Source organism: Bacillus pinisoli (genome assembly GCF_023036475.1).
GTDB lineage: Bacteria > Bacillota > Bacilli > Bacillales > SA4 > Bacillus_BS > Bacillus_BS pinisoli.
In genome coordinates this window covers 332,518-351,737 of the sequence record NZ_JAJQKI010000004.1, presented here as the reverse complement: position 1 = coordinate 351,737, position 19,220 = coordinate 332,518, and the positions used below count along the sequence as shown (strand labels likewise).

At 37.4% G+C, this 19,220-nt stretch carries 19 protein-coding genes and 1 riboswitch; of the genes, 18 read left to right on the top strand and 1 reads right to left on the bottom strand.

Translation table 11 applies throughout. The annotated features are described in order from the left end of the window. Positions 1–110: 110 nt before the first annotated feature. Positions 111–485 carry a GNAT family N-acetyltransferase gene (locus LT143_RS08675; protein WP_246942327.1) on the top strand — a complete coding sequence of 125 codons (375 nt, stop codon included), beginning with the start codon at positions 111–113 and terminating at the stop codon, positions 483–485. A gap of 32 nt (positions 486–517) precedes the next feature. Here the strand turns inward: LT143_RS08675 and LT143_RS08670 are convergent, their stop codons facing one another. Next, positions 518–1,042, bottom strand: coding sequence for a DUF309 domain-containing protein (locus tag LT143_RS08670; RefSeq protein WP_246942325.1), 525 nt, complete (start codon positions 1,040–1,042; stop codon positions 518–520). Between the two features lie 181 nt (positions 1,043–1,223). On the opposite strand from LT143_RS08670, the gene LT143_RS08665 reads away from it, so the two are divergent. From LT143_RS08665 to LT143_RS08585, 17 genes are all read left to right on the top strand, one after another. Continuing rightward, the gene (locus tag LT143_RS08665; RefSeq protein WP_272495734.1) at positions 1,224–2,003 is read left to right on the top strand and encodes a segregation/condensation protein A; all 780 of its coding nucleotides are present in this window, start codon (positions 1,224–1,226) and stop codon (positions 2,001–2,003) included. Further along, positions 1,990–2,580 (top strand): SMC-Scp complex subunit ScpB, encoded by a 591-nt coding sequence (gene scpB / locus LT143_RS08660; RefSeq protein ID WP_246942321.1) that lies wholly within the window; start codon positions 1,990–1,992, stop codon positions 2,578–2,580. Before LT143_RS08665 ends, scpB begins: the two co-directional genes overlap by 14 nt. Before the next feature lie 44 nt (positions 2,581–2,624). Continuing rightward, positions 2,625–3,041 (top strand): hypothetical protein, encoded by a 417-nt coding sequence (locus tag LT143_RS08655; protein WP_246942319.1) that lies wholly within the window; start codon positions 2,625–2,627, stop codon positions 3,039–3,041. Between the two features lie 48 nt (positions 3,042–3,089). Continuing rightward, complete coding sequence (locus LT143_RS08650; RefSeq protein WP_246942317.1) at positions 3,090–3,578, top strand: YpuI family protein; 489 nt, start codon at positions 3,090–3,092, stop codon at positions 3,576–3,578. A gap of 173 nt (positions 3,579–3,751) precedes the next feature. Next, positions 3,752–4,645, top strand: coding sequence for a superoxide dismutase (locus tag LT143_RS08645; RefSeq protein ID WP_246942315.1), 894 nt, complete (start codon positions 3,752–3,754; stop codon positions 4,643–4,645). A 456-nt stretch (positions 4,646–5,101) separates the two neighbouring features. Continuing rightward, positions 5,102–6,259: a D-alanyl-D-alanine carboxypeptidase family protein gene (locus LT143_RS08640; protein WP_246942312.1), complete on the top strand. Its 1,158-nt coding sequence runs from the start codon at positions 5,102–5,104 to the stop codon at positions 6,257–6,259. After that, positions 6,252–6,851: a nucleoside recognition domain-containing protein gene (locus LT143_RS08635; protein WP_246942310.1), complete on the top strand. Its 600-nt coding sequence runs from the start codon at positions 6,252–6,254 to the stop codon at positions 6,849–6,851. The genes LT143_RS08640 and LT143_RS08635 overlap by 8 nt, the downstream gene beginning before the upstream one ends. Then, a complete protein-coding gene (locus tag LT143_RS08630; protein ID WP_246942308.1) occupies positions 6,848–7,378 on the top strand; it encodes a spore maturation protein in 531 nt (176 codons plus the stop codon). The genes LT143_RS08635 and LT143_RS08630 overlap by 4 nt, the downstream gene beginning before the upstream one ends. Before the next feature lie 370 nt (positions 7,379–7,748). After that, the gene (locus tag LT143_RS08625) at positions 7,749–8,480 is read left to right on the top strand and encodes a pseudouridine synthase (protein ID WP_246942306.1); all 732 of its coding nucleotides are present in this window, start codon (positions 7,749–7,751) and stop codon (positions 8,478–8,480) included. Between the two features lie 377 nt (positions 8,481–8,857). After that, positions 8,858–9,379: a thiol-disulfide oxidoreductase ResA gene (gene resA / locus LT143_RS08620; RefSeq protein WP_246942304.1), complete on the top strand. Its 522-nt coding sequence runs from the start codon at positions 8,858–8,860 to the stop codon at positions 9,377–9,379. A gap of 20 nt (positions 9,380–9,399) precedes the next feature. Then, positions 9,400–11,025: a cytochrome c biogenesis protein ResB gene (gene resB, locus LT143_RS08615; RefSeq protein WP_246942302.1), complete on the top strand. Its 1,626-nt coding sequence runs from the start codon at positions 9,400–9,402 to the stop codon at positions 11,023–11,025. 15 nt (positions 11,026–11,040) lie between these two features. Further along, positions 11,041–12,228, top strand: a complete 1,188-nt coding sequence (gene ccsB / locus LT143_RS08610) for a c-type cytochrome biogenesis protein CcsB (protein ID WP_246942300.1) — start codon at positions 11,041–11,043, stop codon at positions 12,226–12,228. A 131-nt stretch (positions 12,229–12,359) separates the two neighbouring features. After that, positions 12,360–13,076: a response regulator transcription factor gene (locus LT143_RS08605; protein ID WP_272495733.1), complete on the top strand. Its 717-nt coding sequence runs from the start codon at positions 12,360–12,362 to the stop codon at positions 13,074–13,076. Then, positions 13,073–14,854 carry an ATP-binding protein gene (locus LT143_RS08600; RefSeq protein ID WP_246942296.1) on the top strand — a complete coding sequence of 594 codons (1,782 nt, stop codon included), beginning with the start codon at positions 13,073–13,075 and terminating at the stop codon, positions 14,852–14,854. The genes LT143_RS08605 and LT143_RS08600 overlap by 4 nt, the downstream gene beginning before the upstream one ends. Positions 14,855–14,993: 139 nt before the next feature. Further along, a riboswitch (cobalamin riboswitch) is annotated at positions 14,994–15,195 on the top strand. Between the two features lie 187 nt (positions 15,196–15,382). Beyond that, positions 15,383–16,363 (top strand): ABC transporter substrate-binding protein, encoded by a 981-nt coding sequence (locus LT143_RS08595; protein WP_246942294.1) that lies wholly within the window; start codon positions 15,383–15,385, stop codon positions 16,361–16,363. Continuing rightward, positions 16,326–17,384, top strand: a complete 1,059-nt coding sequence (locus LT143_RS08590; protein WP_246942291.1) for a FecCD family ABC transporter permease — start codon at positions 16,326–16,328, stop codon at positions 17,382–17,384. The genes LT143_RS08595 and LT143_RS08590 overlap by 38 nt, the downstream gene beginning before the upstream one ends. A 4-nt stretch (positions 17,385–17,388) precedes the next feature. Next, on the top strand, positions 17,389–18,864 hold the full coding sequence (locus LT143_RS08585; RefSeq protein WP_246942289.1) for an adenosylcobinamide amidohydrolase: 1,476 nt from the start codon (positions 17,389–17,391) through the stop codon (positions 18,862–18,864). Positions 18,865–19,220: the final 356 nt, after the last annotated feature.

The following is a 19,220-nucleotide window of genomic DNA, read 5'->3' as shown; positions in this document are numbered from 1 at the left end:
GACTTAAGTAATAATAGATTTTAGGTGTTATAGATTTTTATTAACAAATTCCTGAAGAATTTTGTTATAATCTATCCATTAGAACGTTATTTCAGTAATGAGGGGTTACTATGCTAATTCGATATAAGAAAAATTTTGAGAAAATTGCAATGGGTCTTCTTTCTTTTATGCCGACAGAGAAGGAATTGAAAAAGCTCCAGATATCTATGAAACAGTATGAGAACGAAGAGAACTGGCAATTGTTTCTTTGGAAAGAAGACGATATTATCGGGATCATAGGGATATCCTTCATTGACGAACAAAATCTTGAAATTCATCACATATGTGTCAATCCATCACACCGACATCAAGGGATTGGAAAGAAGATGGTAAGAGCATTGAAAGAAATGCTTCCAGATAAATCGATAGTCCCGACAGAACATACCAAACCGTTTTTTGAGAAATGTGACCAAGATAGAGATGATAAAACTCATCATGTAGAATAATAAAAGGCTTGTCGATTCGTTCGACAGCCTTTTTATTGTGTCCGATTCTTCTTTAGTTCTTTTTGTTTCAGACGTTCTTGTATGACATCCGCACGATCTCTAAGCTTATGTTTATGGACAAGATACTCATCATTTAAATTACTAGCAGAGTTCCAAATTAGTCCTCTTTTTTCGCATTCTTTTTGACACAATGTCAAGAGAGTCTGATTTGTAATGGGAAGAGATATACTTGCATATGGTTGTTCCAACTCAATAGCAGCAATTCTTTGGTCGAGAATGGACAATAGCTTTTCAAAATGAAGGCCCAGTTTTGTGACGTTTTCCTTTTCATTTTGAAGGATCGTTCTTGCATTATTCATCATTCGTAAAGACCCTTTGAAATTGTTTCGTCTTTGATGGTATAAAGAGACGGCCACTTGTATAAATGCTACCCAATAATCCTTTCGATGATCCCTATCATCTTCTTTCCAATATTCTTCTAGTTCCTCATGACATTCGAAATAATCACGATCTCCATGGAAGTGTACCAAATAATTAATATAGGCTTGCGGAAACATCCCTTCACCTCACCTTAAATTTAAAAAACTTTATTAGTAGTGTATCATGAATATTTGGTATGACACGGACAAAACCAAGTTTTTCTAATAAAATTTTATTGGACTAGCTTTTAATATCGTCTATACTTAGTATAGCTTATTTTTACGCGTAGAAACGCGTGTAAAGGATAATAATGGTGGGATGATCGTGCAACAATATAGTGTTAAGCTTGATGCATTTGAAGGTCCATTAGACCTTTTGTTGCATTTAATAAATCGATATGAGATTGATGTATATGATATACCTATGGCTGAGCTTACTGAGCAATACTTATTATACATATATGCCATGCAGGAATTGCAGCTGGATGTTGCAAGTGAGTATTTAGTGATGGCGGCCACGCTTTTAGAAATAAAGAGTAAACTACTCCTTCCTAAACAAGAGGAGGAGTTATTTGACGAGGATATGGAATTTGACATGGAAGAAGATCCTCGTGATGAGTTAATGAATCGATTAATTGAATATCGTAAGTATAAAGAAGCCGCGGAAGACCTTAAGAATTTAGAAGAAGAACGTGGGCAAATGTTTACAAGAGCACCTAGTGATCTTAGTGAATTTATAAGCGGAGAAGAAGAAAAGGTTAATCTTGATGTAAATATATATGACATGCTTGGGGCATTCCAAAAGCTTCTTCGCCGTAAGAAGTTACAGAGACCTTTGCAAACCCGTATTACTCGTCAGGAAATACCTATTGAAATAAGAATGGAACAGATTATGTCTGAGCTGTCTTCATTACAAGTTAATGAAAGAAAGAACTTTTTAGACCTTTTTCCTTATGAGGATAAAGAACATATTGTTGTTACGTTTCTAGCATTACTTGAATTGATGAAAACCGATACGATTCTTATAGAACAGACACAGAATTTTTCGGCCATTTTTCTTTCGCTAAAGAAAGGAGAATCTACTATTGGACATTCATAAATGGAAAGCGATTATTGAAGGCCTACTCTTTGCAGCAGGGGACGAAGGGCTAAGTATTAAACAAATTTCGTTAGTTCTTGAGCTCCATGCAGACACAGTAGAAGATATTTTAACTGAAATGAAAAAAGAATATGATCAAGAGGATAGAGGGATACGCATAATTGAGATTGCTGGTGCGTATCAATTAGCAACAAAGAAAGAACATGCCCCTTATTTTAAAAAGTTAATGGAAAATCCATCCAACAACACTCTTTCACAAGCTGCTCTTGAAACACTAGCCATTGTGGCTTATAAGCAACCAATCACAAGAGCCGAGATTGAAGATATCCGAGGGGTGAAAACGGATAGACCCATTCAGACCCTTGTTGGAAAGCTGTTAATCAAAGAAGTTGGAAGAGTAGAAGGAACAGGTCGTGCCATTTTATATGGTACAACTAAAGAATTTTTAGATTATTTTGGATTGAAGTCTATTGAGGAATTACCAAAATTACCTGAACAGACCTCAGATGAGTTTGTTCAAGAAGAAGCTGACTTATTTTTTGAAAAATTTGCAGAAGCTTTTGAAGATCTAACGTAAAGTTATGGTAAGATGGAACAAACAGCAGATAGAAAGGTGAGACTATGCAAATTATTGATTGTTCTGGGTTTGAGTTAGAAAAGGCACAGCCTAATACCTCTGAAGACTTCTTTAATCAATCAGAAGTAACATTTGTTGAAGATGGAGAAGAAAAAACGTTTCATCTCCTATATATCCGTTACTTTGATGAAGTATTTCCAGAGTTTACTCCTTTTACAGAAGACCCTGTTTTTCAAGTATCAGGAAGAGATGTTTTGTTTAAAGACATCGTTGCTCTTGTATGCTTATTGAAGAATCCAGGATTTCGCAACAGGAAGAGAGTATACGTAAATACACAAAAAGAGTTCTCACAATACTTTAAAGACATAGATTACAATAAGGTGAAAGAACTCTTCCAGGTTCTTGCTGATAAAGGAAGCTATCAATTGGAATCTCCACTTTTGTTTATTGAACAACCGTAGATTTCTACATATAAATAAAAAAATTGGATAATTTGGAGGAAAGCAACAATGGGAAACGATATAGTATTAAGTCAAATAGAGCAAGTTGAGGCATTCCTTGATGAAACGGTAACAGTTGTTTCAGATTATTTAAACGGAGTAACGATTGATGCACTAAAAAGTGAAGGCAGTGAAGATAAGGAAGAGTATTATAAGCAGCTTTTATCTGGATTGAGACGTTTAGTGGTTTTTTGTGAAGAAGGACTTGATGCTTGTCATGTTGTACTAAATACGACTCCTTTCAGAAAGCCAGCTGCGGAGAAAACCTTATACAAGATCTATCATCAATGTATTGAAGAGTTTTTCTCACCCAAAAACGATGTCTGGTTTGAAAATAGTCGTTCAGCTTATACAGGCAAAAATGCAATTAAATTCTCAGACGAAGCTCCTGCTTCCTTAGCAGTTTTATTCTCTAAGCTTGAGGGTCAATTTCAAAAAGTTAGAGAAGAGCTTGAATATTATGAAACTGATTATCGTACAAAGATGATGCAATCATAAAAAAGTTAAGGATTGACTCCTGAATAAACAGGAATCAATCCTTTTTTTTGTGTTTACTAGCTCTATATAAAAGGAGATCCTTTATTTCCTGCCTGTAGATTTCATTTGTCCGTGTAGCACTTTTGGATGAAAGGGGCCATATGATAGTGGGTGAACGTAACAGGAGGGATAAAATGGAACATCAAAAATATATGGAGTACTTTCAAGAGGTAGCTCAGTGGGCAGTCCAACTAAAAGGATTGTTAGTAGAGTTTAATCTAACCGCAGAGCCTTATTTACAGCTAGATCAAGAGCTTTCTATCCTTACCGCAAAAGTAGAAGATTTAAGTTCCGAGGGTGAAGTCTCAACAGAGGGGATAGATGAAGTCAAGGGAATGGTTGTGACATTGTTTCAGAAGGCACAAGTTCTATTTGGTGCAGAACGAAATGTAGTTAATAGACGTGTTCCGATTGGCGAGCATGTGTTACCACCACTCCCCTATCCATATGATGCACTAGAACCATATATATCAGAAGAGATTATGAAGCTTCATCATGATACTCATCATCAAAGCTATGTTGATGGTCTAAACAAAGCGGAAAAAATGATGGAAAAGGCGAGATATACGAATAATTATGACCTGTTAAAGCACTGGGAAAGAGAGGCTGCCTTTCATGGGTCCGGGCATTATTTGCATTCCATTTTTTGGTTTATTATGAAACCAAATGGTGGAGGCCTGCCAGTTGGAGGTTTGCTAAATCAAATAAAAAAGGATTTTGGAAGCTTTGATCGATTTAAAGAGCATTTTACTGAAGCTGCGAGTAAGGTGGAGGGTGTTGGTTGGACACTACTCGTCTGGTCTCCAAGATCACATCGCTTAGAAATTCTTCAGACTGAGAAACATCAGTTGATGACTCAGTGGGATACAATTCCTTTACTAGTTTTAGACGTATGGGAGCATGCTTATTATCTTCAATATCAAGCAGACCGTAACGAGTACATCAAGAATTGGTGGAATGTTGTAAACTGGGATGAGGTAGAAGATAGATTTGATCAAGCTTCAAAATTAAAGTGGAAGCCATTTTGATAAGGAATTTGCGCGACTCAGTCGCGTTTTTTGGTTTTGAGCAAAAATTTAGGCATCTATTAGTTGAACAAAGCTATTAATATATGATCCAACCTTAAAAGAAGGTAGTTACGCATAAAACCAGATCAGCGTAGATGCTAGATTAGGGGATTGTACAGAAACTCTAGGGATTTGCACACAAATCAAGAATAACTGCACAAAACCCTATATTAGCCTTCCTGACACTGCTTGATTGGGCGAGCGAGCTTCTCAAGCATAATCACTAATATTAATATGTGAAATCCGGTTCCATGAATTTTGACCCAAGCAACAATATATACGAGTACCCTCTTCCATGAATATTGACCCAAGCAACAATATATATGAAAACCCTCTTTCTTTTAAACTTTTCATCATAACTGGACAGGTCATGCATAAACTTGTACAAAAACAGGGAAAAAAGCGGGGGGATTACAGATGAGGCTGCGAACATCGCTCGTATACATACTAATTTTGTGTTTTTTTGTGATGATTTTACCAGCAAATAACGCGCTGGCGGCACCTGGAGTGAGTGCTAGAAGTGCGATTGTAATTGAGCAGGAGTCAGGTAGAGTTCTGTTTGGGAAGCGGGAGCATGAGGTGAGAAGAATTGCCAGTATTACGAAAATCATGACGGCAATTCTAGCCATTGAATCAGGAAAAATGGAAGAAAAAGTAAAAGTAAGCAAAAATGCAGAAGGGACGGAAGGTTCTTCTCTTTACTTAGTTGCAGGAGAAAAAATTCCCCTTGAAGACCTCGTTTATGGACTCATGCTGAGATCAGGTAATGATGCAGCTGTGGCCATTGCGGAACATGTTGGGGGTAGTATAGACGGCTTTGTTTATATGATGAATCAAAAAGCAGAAGAAATTGGAATGAAAAATACGATATTCTCTAATCCACATGGGTTAGATGATCATGAAGAACATTACTCAACTGCTTATGATATGGCAATGTTAACGAAGTATGCTATGCAAAATGAGCAGTACCAAGAGATTTCAGGCACTAAAGTATATCGCTCTCCACATCCCGAGGAAAAATGGGATCGCGTATGGAAAAATAAAAATAAGCTCCTTACTGGACTATATTCCAATTCGACGGGCGGAAAAACAGGCTATACCAAACGTGCAAAGCGAACGCTTGTCTCGACGGCATCAAAAGATGAGATGAATCTTATTGCAGTTACGTTAAACGCTCCTAGTGATTGGAATGACCATATCGCCATGTTTGAGTTTGGATTTGATCATTTTGATTTAGTAAAGATACTAAAGCAAGGAACATTGTCAAAACTAGAAGATTCTTTTTATAAAGACAAGGTCTATTACAACCATGACTTTGTTTACCCTGTTCAAGGAAAAGAAAGAGAGCAGTTTCAGGTGGAGTTAAAGTTATTGAAACCTGATCCTTCAAAGTGGAAATCTCCTGAAGATATTCCGGTTCCAGTAGGAAAAGCGATTGTCTATTTAGGTGAAGATGTGATTGGGGAACAGGCTATATTCTTTGAAACGGAAAGTATGCCAGCACCTAAAAAATCAATTTTTGACTTATTTAAAAGTCTATTCTTCTCCTTCTTAGGTGCAGATTTTTATGGTTAATATCATTTGGATGCTATTAACAGTAATTGGAATAGTGTTTGCAATGATAAATGGAACAATGGAGCAAGTAAATGAAGCGGTTTTTACTGGTGCAAAAGAGGCGGTTACGATTTGCATTGGTTTCATCAGTATACTTGTGTTCTGGTTAGGTCTTATGAGAATCGCACAAAATGCAGGGTTATTGGAAGCATTAGCAAAGCTGTTTCAACCAATTGTAAGACGATTGTTTCCAGAGGTACCACTTAAACACCCTGCCATGGGGTATATTCTATCGAACATGATTGCCAATATGTTTGGATTAGGCAATGCTGCTACACCTATGGGGATTAAAGCGATGGAACAATTGAAGGAACTTAATGGGGGAAAAGATAGTGCCAGTCGTTCGATGATTACTTTTTTGGCTATTAACACCTCAAGCTTAACGTTAATTCCAACAACTGTTATTGCGATTCGAATGCAATATGACTCTGCCAACCCAACAGAAATCGTAGGTACCACCTTAGTAGCAACCTTTTTATCAACAGTAGGAGCTGTCCTAATTGATCGTTACTTCCATTATCGCAGAGTGAGGAAAGGAGAAATTCGAAAATGAGCATCATCTCAACGGTTTCTCTATGGCTTATTCCTTTAATTATTGGATTCATCCTATTATATGGAACCTTTAAAAAAGTTCCGACATATGAGAGTTTTGTAGATGGGGGAAAAGAAGGTCTTACGATTGCTTTTTCCATTATCCCCTATTTAGTTGGTATGCTCGTCGCTATATCAGTATTTCGAGCATCAGGCGCCATGGAGTATTTCACTAGTTTTATTAAACCACTCTTTGATATGATGGGAATCCCAGTTGAAATTGTTCCATTATCATTAATCCGTCCAATCTCCGGGACAGCGGCTCTTGGGATGACTAGTGATATTATTAGTACCTATGGACCTGACTCATTTTTAGGTAGGCTTGCTTCCACGTTACAAGGAAGTACAGATACAACCTTCTATGTCTTGACTGTCTATTTCGGAGCAGTAGGCATTAAGAAAATGGGTGACGCCCTTAAAATAGGTCTCCTTGCAGACCTTGTGGGAATTATTGCGGCAATTGTTGTAGTTACCATTGTCTTCGGATAGAGGATAATTTGTTGACACCTTAAATATGAGGTGTCTTTTCCTTTTTAAAGACTCAACTACTTATGTTAAGACATTCTGCACGTATAGAGTCTTGTTATATACCAAAACTAAATTGGTAGCAAATGATTAAGGCTCTTTTCTACCATTTCGTTGATTTCGATCTAGTTCAATGTCATCTCCTATTCATCTAGACAGTTGCTCTTTCAATAAATACGGCAATTCATTATTAAAAGTGAGTTTTACTTCAGATGAAATAGGCTAGAAAGAAACACAATTTTAGAAAAGAGCCATACGAAAAGATTCAATTAATAAACATGCTTCTTGTTTATTCGACATGGACAAGCTAATATGTAGAATGAGGTGAAAAAACATGGAACGTTTGCAAAAAGTAATTGCCCAAGCCGGGATTGCATCTAGAAGAAAAGCAGAAGAGTTAATACAACAAGGAACAGTAACGGTTAATGGGAAAGTAGTGAAGGAGCTTGGTACTAAGGTTTCTTCCAATGACAAAATAGAGGTAAGTGGGATACCGGTTGAACGTGAGCAACCTGTCTATTTTTTACTATATAAACCTACTGGTGTAATTTCCAGTGTTTCGGATGATAAAGGGAGAAAAGTAGTTACGGACTTCTTTCCACATCTAAAGGAGAGAATCTATCCAATTGGAAGATTAGATTACGATACATCAGGTGTATTGCTACTAACAAATGATGGAGACTTCGCCAACACGCTTATGCATCCTAAGCATGAAGTGGATAAAGTGTATATAGCAAAAGTGAAAGGCATCCCAACAAGAGAACAACTACGTCTACTTGCGAACGGGATTAAACTAGAAGATGGCCTAACTGCCCCTGCGAAGACTAAATTAATATCTTCTGATCGGAAGAAAAATACATCAATCATACAGATTATCATTCATGAAGGAAGAAACAGACAGGTGAGAAGAATGTTTGAGGCGATTGGTTGTCCTGTATTGAAACTGAAGAGAGAGCAGTATGGAATTATGACTCTTCATAACTTAAGACCAGGTGAATCAAGAGAATTGACACCACATGAGGTCAAACAGCTTCGAGCTCAATCGCAAGTTAAGAGTAGAAGGTAAAAACAGACGACCATTTTGTCACATAAGATTCATATTCTAAATTCGGCTATTCTTCGTTAGAATGCTATAATAGAGACACCTGTGTCCATCTGAGTTATAGATGAAATTTACAATTTCTATGAGACAGGAACAAATAAAGATAAAGGCCCTTTTTGTATAGATTGTTGCTTTCGTAAAAATCCCAAAAGCCGGATTTTTACTTACTAGTTTCAAGCATCTACTTTTATCTAGATTACTTCAGCTAAAGTAGATTAGAAAGTAACAAAGTACTAGAAATGAGCCAAGATAAAAGGTGCTTTTCCTTATTAAGATTGTACTTAGCCGACTGAATAGTAGTAACTAATTTAGTCTCTAAGGGGAAAAGGAGAGAGAGTACGATGAAGAAGAATCGACTGATGATTAGGACTTTAATATTACTTGTTTTAGCTGCTGCATTAGGCTATACATTATATGCTAATTTCTTTACGAGTAAAGAAAGAGTACAAGTAGGAAGTGTCGCTCCTAACTTCGTACTTAAGGATCTTGAAGGGAATGAATACGAACTAGAAAGCTACCGCGGAAAGGGAGTATTTTTAAACTTCTGGGGAACTTATTGTAAGCCTTGTGAAAGAGAGATGCCGTATATGGAGAACCAATACCAGCATTTTAAGGATCAAGGGGTTGAAATATTAGCAATAAATGTTGATGAGGCACCTATTGTAATTGACAATTTTATAAAGAGGTATAATCTAACTTTTCCAGTTCCTATAGATAAAGGTTCTCAAGTACTAAATGCATATGGTGTTGGACCTATTCCATCCACATTTCTTATAGACAAAGATGGGAAAGTAGTTGAGATTATTACAGGATCCATGACAGAAAAAATGGTTTATGACTATATGAATATGATTAAACCGTAACAGACAAGTAGGTGAGGAGAATGGAGAACGTAAAATGTGAATGTGGTCATGTGAATCCACATGGTACGGTGTTATGTGAGTCATGTGGGAAACCACTTGAAGATAAAGAACCAGAAAAGCTCTTAGATATGAGGTATGACGGAAGTGCCAGACGTTCACAAGTCTATAAAAAGACAATGGTCGATAAGATCTGGAACTTTTTCTCTTCTGTTAAAGTAGGGGTTTGGTTAATTGTTATAACATTAGTTGCATCAGCTCTTGGGACAATCTATCCTCAAGAGATGTATATCCCACCTAATGTTTCTCCAAGTGAATTCTATAAAGACCAATATGGTTGGTCAGGACAGTTATATTATGACCTTGGCTTCCATGATTTATATGGATCTTGGTGGTTCCTCATTATGATTGCATCTATTGGGATATCCTTAGTAATTTGTTCAATTGATCGTGTTGTTCCGTTATATCGTGCCCTAAAAAAACAAGGTGTTGTTCGACATGAAGGTTTTTTAAAGCGTCAACGAATATTTGGGATAGCTAGCGTAGAACAAAAACAAGACGAAGTGTTTAAAAATATTAAGGAAAATCTAAAAAAACGCAAGTACCACGTTAGAACAGAAAAAGGTAGCTTATTAGCAGAAAAGAATAGGTTTTCGAGATGGGGCCCTTACGTCAATCACGTAGGACTTATTATATTCCTTATAGGGTGTATGCTTCGTTTCGTACCACAGATGTATATTGATGAAGTGCTTTGGATTCGAGAAGGCGAAACAAAAGTAATTCCTGGTACTGAAGGGAAATACTACTTAGAAAGTGAATCCTTTAAAGTAGAACTGTATGACCGGGAAAAAGAGCCAGAAGTATTTGATGCTGCACTTGAACGTGTGGGATCTGTTGTGAAAAATTATCAAACAGATACCATTCTATATGAGCGGATGGGTGAAATTGTTCATGGCGCAGAGCCTGAGCTAAAAGAAATAAAAGAACATGATATTCGTGTAAACGAGCCGTTGAAGCATGATGGCTATGCCCTTTATCAAGTAGATTATAAATTAAACGAGTTTAACTCGATGTCTTTTAATCTAGTAGATAAAGCAACGGGAGAGAAGGTAGGTCCGTTTAAAGTAAATTTATTGGACCCAGCAACAGATTATGACTTAGGTAATGGATATCGGGTTGAACTAATGAGTTACTTTGCGGATTTCTACTTTGATGACGATCAAAATCCTGCATCTAAATCTAAAGTTCCTAATAACCCTGCTTTTGTTTTTAATATGTTTACCCCTTCTACCCCTGATGGCGAAGTGAGTTTTGTAGCAATTCAAGAGAATCTTGAGCCATTAGGTGAAAATAAATATAAACTTGAATTTGCCGGACTGGAAGTGAAAAACGTTTCTGGTCTTACTGTTAGACGAGATTATACGTTATGGATTCTCGCTGTTGGAGGAGCTATTTTCATGATTGGTGTCATCCAAGGAATGTACTGGAATCACCGTCGTATCTGGGTTCATCAAAAGGGACAAGAGATATGGATTGCTGCTCATACGAACAAAAATTGGTTTGGGGTTAAAAAAGAATTAGAATTAGTTCTAGCAGGAACAGATATACCTGTACCGATTGATCAGTCGAATACAGAAAAGCCTGCCTAAGGAAGGGGGATAAAAATGGTTGGTTTAAGTAGTAACTTACTTTATATTGCATTTGTACTTTATTTAGTAGCGACCTTCTTTTTTGGAGGGGCAATTCGTGATAAGCAAAGTGAAGTGAAAATTAATAAATGGAGTAAAATAGGTATTTTCGTAACCGTAATTGGATTTCTAGCTCAGTTGGGTTACTTTATTATAAGGTGGATTGCCTCGGGCCATGCACCTGTCAGTAACCTATTTGAATTCACCACATTTTTTGGAATGATGTTGGTGTTAGCATTTATTGTTCTTTACTTTATGTACAAAAGTAGTGCGTTAGGATTATTTACTTTACCCGTTGCAATATTAATCATTGCGTATGCTAGTATGTTTCCACGTGATGTGGCTCCATTAATTCCTGCGCTACAAAGTGATTGGCTGCATATCCATGTTACTACTGCTGCGCTTGGAGAAGCTGTTCTTGCCGTTAGCTTTGCTTCAGGGCTTATCTATTTGATTCGTGTTGTCGATCAAACAGTAAAGAGTAAGAGTACATTATGGCTAGAAATTATTATGTATAGCATACTAAGTGTTATAGGCTTCATTATTGCAACCGTTGGTTTTTCATTATCAAACTACGAAGCTACTTTCACGTGGATGGACCCTAATATTAATCAAGAGGTACAATTAGATTACACATTACCTCCTATTGTCGGTCCAGCTAACGGAACGGAAATTAGTACGGACACAATGCATCCAATTTTTAATGCACCTTCTTGGATGAAGGGGGAGCAAGCTCCTAAAAAGTTCAATACACTAGTCTGGTCATTGGGAGTAGGACTTCTTCTGTATGGGGCGCTAAGATTAATCTTAAGAAAACGAATCGCAGCGGCTTTAAAACCATTAACGAAGAATGTAAATCCACAAGTTGTAGACGAAATTACGTACCGCTCAGTAGCAATTGGTTTCCCAATCTTTACGTTGGGAGCATTAATATTTGCAATGATTTGGGCACAAATCGCATGGACGAGATTTTGGGGATGGGACCCTAAGGAAGTTTGGGCTCTAATCACTTTCCTGTTTTATGCTGCCTTTTTACACCTTCGCCTTTCTCAAGGATGGCACGGTGAAAAATCAGCTTGGTTAGCGGTTTTAGGATTTGTTATCATCATGTTTAACCTAATTGTAGTCAACCTAGTCATTGCGGGCTTACATTCCTATGCGTAATAACTAGTCATACGATATAATGGTACCATGTATAGAAAAAAGAAAGCCTTCACCTTTATTGTGAAGGCTTTTTTAAAAAGTTTTACGCGTCTGTATGATAGCAAATAAACATATAAACAGAGGTGAATGAAATGAATCAAGCATTAAATATATTAATTGTTGATGATGAGGAAAGAATCAGAAGGCTTTTAAAAATGTACTTAGAAAGAGAAGGGTATCAAACCGAAGAAGCTGAAGATGGAATTGAAGCTTTTGAAAAGGCAATGAGCAAGGATTACGACCTTATTCTTCTAGATGTGATGATGCCTGGAAAAGATGGTATTGAAGTTTGTAAAGAATTAAGAGAATTTAAAGCGACTCCGATTATTATGCTAACCGCTAAGGGGGAAGAAGTGAATCGAGTCCAAGGATTTGAGGTGGGTACTGACGATTATATCGTAAAACCTTTCAGTCCCCGTGAAGTGGTTCTAAGGGTCAAGGCGTTATTGAGAAGATCTTCCCAAACATCATTTATACATACAGAACCCATTACAAAGGATGTTCTCGTGTTTCCACACTTAACAATTGATAACGATGCTCATCGTGTCACAGCTGATGGGAAAGAAGTAGGATTAACTCCCAAAGAATACGAACTTCTTTACTTCCTTGCCAAATCACCGGATAAAGTGTACGACCGGGAACAATTGTTAAAAGAGGTTTGGCACTATGAGTTCTTTGGGGACTTGAGAACAGTTGATACTCATGTTAAGCGATTAAGAGAAAAACTAAATAAGGTTTCTGAGAACGCTGCAAAGATGATTATTACCGTTTGGGGAGTAGGTTATAAGTTTGAGGTTGTAGAAGAATGAAACTGTGGAGAAGTGTAGTTGGTAAGTTATGGATAACCATATTGCTGTTAGTTTCTTTTGTCTTATCTATACTTACCTTTATGCTACTAGAATTTTTTGAACAGTATCATGTTGAAAAAGCTGAGGACGAGCTATCTCAGGTGGCAAGTAAGATCGCGAGAGTCATGGAGTCTCATGAAGATCAGGGACTTGCTCGTTCCATCTCATGGGAAATAGTGGATTCCTCTACTAAGGTCTTAATTGCTCAAGATGACCAACATTATTGGTACTCACCGGCTAATGGACAAATGATTGATATTCCCTTATCCTCCATCATTAAGGATGAAGAATTATCTAAAGTCATGGCGGAACAAAAAATGGTTATAAAAGAAACCGAATACTCTTCCATCCTGACAGATTCTACCGATACGAATGAAATCATTATTGTGGGTGTTCCATTTACTTCACAAAACGACAAGCAGAGTGCTGTGTTTCTGTATCAATCTTTAGATGCTGTCGAGCAAACGACTGAACAAACAACAAGACTTATTTTCATGGCTGCTGGGATTGCGTTTATGCTAACTACTTTTTTTGCCTTTTTCTTATCCTCCCGTATTACATCACCATTAATAAAAATGAGAGAGGCAGCTTTTGAAATCGCCAAGGGAAAGTTTGAAACACGTTTACCAGTCTTGACTCATGATGAGATTGGAAGCCTTGGAGTTGCCTTTAATAAAATGGGAAAGCAATTAAAGTTAAACATTGATGCACTAAGGCAAGAAAAAGAACAGCTGTCCAGTATTTTAAGCAGTATGGCTGACGGTGTCATTACCTTAAATCGTAATGGCATGATGCAAATCTCTAATCCACCAGCTGAACGATTTTTACAGGCTTGGTATTATGAATCCGGAATGGATGAAGACTTGGAAAAGGATATCCCCTTAGAGATGAAAGAGCTTTTTAGTCGGGTTGTTTCGCTTGAAAGGGAACAACTTATTGAGATGACCTTTCAAGGAAGAAGCTGGGTAGTAGTCATGAGCCCCCTTTATAACGATGATAGTATAAGGGGTGCGGTTGCTGTTATTAGAGATATGACAGAAGAGAGACGACTAGATAAACTGAGAAAAGATTTTATTGCTAATGTATCGCATGAACTAAGAACACCCATTTCCATGTTACAAGGATATAGTGAAGCGATTATTGATGATATTGCGGCAACAGAGCAAGAAAAAAGAGAGATTGCCGAAGTCATTTATGAGGAATCTCTTCGTATGGGCAGATTGGTAAATGAGCTGTTAGATATTGCTCGAATGGAAGCAGGACATATTGAATTACAAGAAGAACCGACCAACTTTCAAGAGTTCTTGGAACGGGTGGTTAAAAAGTTTCAAGGCTTAGCTAAAGAAAAGTCAATTCACCTTTCCTACACTTGTGAACAATGTAATCAAGAGGAAGTATCATTTGATCCAGACCGAATTGAACAAGTATTTACTAATTTAATTGATAATGCCATTCGACATACCGATCCAACAGGAAATGTCACGGTTAAAGCGACAATGCTGGATAATGGTATCAAGGTGGATGTACAAGACTCCGGTTCTGGTATACCGAATGAAGATTTGCCATTCGTGTTTGAACGATTCTATAAAGCGGACAAAGCTCGTACAAGAAGTAAAGGTGGAACAGGATTAGGGTTAGCCATTGTAAAAAATATTATTGAAGCACACCACGGTCAAATATCTGTTCATAGCAAAATAAACGAAGGTACGACATTTTCCTTCTTTTTACCACGAAAATAGGTGTATTTTCACAGGTATTGACGAAGATTCTTGTTTCATAAGAAACATTTGTGAATATAATCCCAATCAAAATGGCAGATAAAAAGTACTTGTCTGATTGATAGGCTTCGTGTAAGATAAAAATTGGAAATTACAATTAAATATTTTGTAAGTTTAAGGTGCTCAATGATTCATTGACTTAAAAGGGAATCTGGTGAAAATCCAGAGCTGTCCCCGCAACTGTAAGTGCAGACGAAATGAAACTAGCCACTGTAAGAAGAGATAGAGATCTTTTCCTATGGGAAGGCTTCAAAGTAGGAAGAAGCACAAGTCAGTAGACCTGCCTTAAACGGAATGTTCATGAATCTTCGGGGGTTGAGAAGAAGGAACGGTCAATGGTAGTTATGATACTGATCGTTTTTGCTTGCCCATGAATATGGGGAAGCTTTTTTCGTTTATACCCCCTTTAGAACCTGACTTGTCATAATTGGTAATGAGCCTATGGGCACTTACATACAAAAATCTCTAGGAATAAAGGGGTCAAGCACAATGAAATTAAAGCAAAATCTACTTATACTTCTTCTAGCTCTCTTCACAGTCTTTACAATGGCTGCATGTGGAGGTACAGAAGAACCAACAACAAGTAACGTGGAGCAAGAAGAAGAGAATACCGAAGCGTCTGAAGGAAGTAGTTTTCCAATAACGGTTACTGATGCTTCTGACAATGAAGTTACGATTGAAGCACAACCTGAAAAGATTGTTTCTCTAATACCAAGTAATACTGAGATTGTTTATGCTTTGGGCATGGGGGATACAGTTGTTGGTGTTACTGAATTTGATAATTTTCCAGAGGAAGTTGCATCAGTTGAGAAAATTGGTGACATGGTAATTAATGTTGAAAAGGTCATATCTCTTCAACCTGATTTAGTATTAGCTCACGAATCTAGTGCTCAAAGTTCAGAGAGTGGCTTAGAACAATTGCGTAATGCAGGTATTACAGTTGTGGTGATTCCTAATGCTGATTCTTTTGAAACGGTCTACGATACGATTCATTTACTTGGACAAGTTACAGGAACAACTGAAAAAGCGGATGAATTGATTGAAGGAATGAAAACAGATCTTGCTAACATTCAAGCAAAGGCCACAAGCATTACAGAGAAAGCTACTGTTTGGGTTGAGGTTTCAGGTGCACCTGAAATTTATACAACTGGTAAAGGTACATTCATGCATGAAATGTTAGAAGTTATCAACGCAACAAATGCAGCTGGGGAACAAGAAGGTTGGATTATGATGACAGAAGAAGAAATCGTTGCTTTAAATCCAGACGTTGTCGTAACAACTTACGGAAGCTACGATCCAAATGTAAAAGCAAATGTTTTAGCGAGAGAAGCATGGAATGAGGTCCCTGCTATACAAAATGAACGTGTCTATGACATTAATTCAGATTTAGTAACACGACCTGGCCCTCGTTTAATTGAAGGAGTAGAGGAACTTGCAAAAGTCGTTTATCCGGAAGTATTTACAGAATAATCGTTTGATTCCATATATCATTGGCGGTACTACTTGTTTCATCGCCGTTCTATTAGGGATTTCGATAGGTACTCTATCGATTCCCTTTTCTACTATTATCTCCATTTTTCTTCAAGAAATAGTTGGGGTTACATTATCTTCACCAATAGAACCAATGCTTGTCAATATTGTGATGGAAATTAGGTTACCTCGGGTGATACTAGCCTTCTTAGTAGGTGCATCACTTTCTTTGGCGGGAGCAGCTTTTCAAGGACTATTAAAAAATCCACTGGCAGATCCCTATACTCTTGGTGTTTCTTCTGGGGCTTCTGTTGGGGCAGTTATGGTCCTATTCTTCAATATACAAATTCCTTTCCTAGGTATGTACACACTTCCCGTTTTTAGTATCGGGTCCGCTTTTATCACCCTTATTATTGTGTTAGCTTTTGCCAAGTTGGTTGAAAAGCGAATGACAGTGGAAACCATTATTTTAACTGGAATTATATTTAGTTCTTTCTTAGGATCGTTTATTTCATTAATGATTGCTTTAACAGGAGACGAGCTAAGGCAAATCATTTCGTGGTTACTAGGAAGTGTATCCATGAGGGGCTTTGAATATATTAACCTTATGCTTCCTTTTTTCATAATAGGTGTGGTCCTTCTATTAACACAAACGAAGGAACTGAATGTCCTTTCGTTTGGTGAAGAATCAGCTCAACAGCTAGGTGTTAATGTTCAATTTAGAAAATTTATTATTTTATGTAGTGCCTCTTTATTAACCGGAGCCTCTGTTGCTGTATCAGGAACCATTGGGTTTGTCGGATTAGTCATTCCACATCTAACTCGAATTCTATGGGGACCCAATCATGTTACGTTACTGCCAATTTCTATGCTTCACGGTGGAGTTTTCTTAGTTCTTGCCGATTTAACGGCCAGAACAATTATTGCACCAAGAGAACTACCAATAGGTGTTATTACTGCACTTGTAGGAGCACCTGTGTTTGCAGTGATATTATATTATCGTAAGAAAGCAAGGATGTGAAAACATGATTAACATTGAGGGTCTTACGTTTTCCTATCATCATGATCAAACGATAAAACCTATTAGCTTTTCTATTGAAAAAGGTGAGTTTTTTGGCATACTCGGACCAAATGGTAGTGGGAAGACAACGCTATTGAAGCTGTTATCTCGAACACTTAGCCCATCTGGTGGGTGTATTACAATTAATCACCGGTCCATATCAGATTTTTCAAATAAAGAGTTTGCCAAAACCGTCGCTGTCTTGCCACAAGTGACAGATACAGCCTTCTCATACTCTGTAAAGGAAACCGTGCAGATGGGACGATATGCTCATCAAACAGGACTCTTTTCCAATTGGTCTCAACATGATGAAAATATTGTTCAAGAAGTGTTAGAAGAAACATCGCTTATACATTTACAGGATAAAGGAATAGGGGAACTTAGTGGTGGAGAGCAACAACGAGTCTTTCTAGCAAGAGCATTAGCTCAGCAACCAGACTTATTGTTACTAGATGAACCTACCAATCATTTAGATATCTCTTATCAAATTGGTTTACTAGATGGATTAATGAGACTGAGAAGAGAAAAAAAGTTGACAGTTATTTCAATATTTCACGATCTAAACTTGGCAAGTCTTTATTGTGACCGTGTTTTACTTCTTCACGAAGGGAAACTAGTCTCACTAGGAACTCCAAAACAAATCATGCAATCTAATTTGTTAGAACGTATATATGACACGGCTATTATTAGAAAAGAACATCCAGAATTGGCCAAACCTATGATTGGGTTGCTTCCAGAAATTGAGAAGTCTTCTAGACAATCTGTTATAGATCGTTTACAGATTGAACACCAGTCATCACATATTGTCATTCAATCGGATCACGAATTTAAGACACTATCTTCTGCGGTAATTGGAGATGGTTTTGGTTGGTCACATACATTTGTGAATCGTCATGTAGATTTACATTATCAATGTGATGACGCTAAGGAAGAAATGAAGACCTACCTTAAAACAAATGGCTTGGATGTTACAAATACTGTAGGCATGATGACTGCCGTTCAATTGCAAGATGTAGTCATTGAACAGACAGAAACGCAAGCGGGAGCTTTTATGGTTATGGTAACAGCAGGAACTGGTAATGCCATTGATGCATCGAATGCCTGGCAGCATGAGCTACCTAATCTTCAACCAGGAACGATTAACACGTTTATATTAATCGAAGCAAAACTAACGGAGGCTGCTTTTGTTCAGGTTTTATCTACTGCAACAGAAGCCAAGACGAGAGCACTTTCAACTCTAAAAATTATGGACCCCATTACAGGCACAATGGCTACAGGGACCTCAACAGACAGTATTTGTATCGCAGCTAGTCAAACAGGTATTGGTTTTGAATACGGAGGACCGTTAACTCCTATCGGAAGACAAGTGGGGAAAATGGTAGCTAGTGCCACCCATCAAGCCATTATGAACTATCTAAACAGAAAAGGACTAAACGCGTGATTAAACATATTGTAGTAGTCATCTTAGCCTTGCTTTTAGATGCATTAATGAGTGATCCAAGATGTTACCGCATCCAGTTCGAAGGATGGGCTGGATGATCAATAGATTGGAAGTACGTTTAAACAAAGGAAACTGCCGCATCATAAAGGGAACATTATTTGCTTTTGTTGCAGTTTTTCTACCATTCATCCTAACTATTATATTCATAAAGAGCGCCTATCAAATTCATTAATTATGTTGGCATAATCATAGAAGCCATTTTAATATTTACAACCATCGCTTCTAAGACCAGAGGGAGTAAAAGATGTGGGGTATGAAAGAAGTGCGATTGTGTTTCGAGATGGGAAAAGGAAAGA

Bases quoted from the DNA above. Each gene is read 5' to 3' on its own strand.
- LT143_RS08665 (WP_272495734.1), top strand. From the start codon at position 1,224: ATGATCGTGCAACAATATAGTGTTAAGCTTGATGCATTTGAAGGTCCA.
- LT143_RS08675 (WP_246942327.1), top strand. From the start codon at position 111: ATGCTAATTCGATATAAGAAAAATTTTGAGAAAATTGCAATGGGTCTT.
- LT143_RS08670 (WP_246942325.1), bottom strand. From the start codon at position 1,042: ATGTTTCCGCAAGCCTATATTAATTATTTGGTACACTTCCATGGAGAT.
- LT143_RS08600 (WP_246942296.1), top strand. From the start codon at position 13,073: ATGAAACTGTGGAGAAGTGTAGTTGGTAAGTTATGGATAACCATATTG.
- resA (WP_246942304.1), top strand. From the start codon at position 8,858: ATGAAGAAGAATCGACTGATGATTAGGACTTTAATATTACTTGTTTTA.
- LT143_RS08585 (WP_246942289.1), top strand. From the start codon at position 17,389: ATGATTAACATTGAGGGTCTTACGTTTTCCTATCATCATGATCAAACG.
- LT143_RS08595 (WP_246942294.1), top strand. From the start codon at position 15,383: ATGAAATTAAAGCAAAATCTACTTATACTTCTTCTAGCTCTCTTCACA.
- ccsB (WP_246942300.1), top strand. From the start codon at position 11,041: ATGGTTGGTTTAAGTAGTAACTTACTTTATATTGCATTTGTACTTTAT.
- LT143_RS08655 (WP_246942319.1), top strand. From the start codon at position 2,625: ATGCAAATTATTGATTGTTCTGGGTTTGAGTTAGAAAAGGCACAGCCT.
- LT143_RS08635 (WP_246942310.1), top strand. From the start codon at position 6,252: ATGGTTAATATCATTTGGATGCTATTAACAGTAATTGGAATAGTGTTT.
- LT143_RS08650 (WP_246942317.1), top strand. From the start codon at position 3,090: ATGGGAAACGATATAGTATTAAGTCAAATAGAGCAAGTTGAGGCATTC.
- LT143_RS08605 (WP_272495733.1), top strand. From the start codon at position 12,360: ATGAATCAAGCATTAAATATATTAATTGTTGATGATGAGGAAAGAATC.
- LT143_RS08645 (WP_246942315.1), top strand. From the start codon at position 3,752: ATGGAACATCAAAAATATATGGAGTACTTTCAAGAGGTAGCTCAGTGG.
- LT143_RS08630 (WP_246942308.1), top strand. From the start codon at position 6,848: ATGAGCATCATCTCAACGGTTTCTCTATGGCTTATTCCTTTAATTATT.
- LT143_RS08625 (WP_246942306.1), top strand. From the start codon at position 7,749: ATGGAACGTTTGCAAAAAGTAATTGCCCAAGCCGGGATTGCATCTAGA.
- LT143_RS08640 (WP_246942312.1), top strand. From the start codon at position 5,102: ATGAGGCTGCGAACATCGCTCGTATACATACTAATTTTGTGTTTTTTT.
- resB (WP_246942302.1), top strand. From the start codon at position 9,400: ATGGAGAACGTAAAATGTGAATGTGGTCATGTGAATCCACATGGTACG.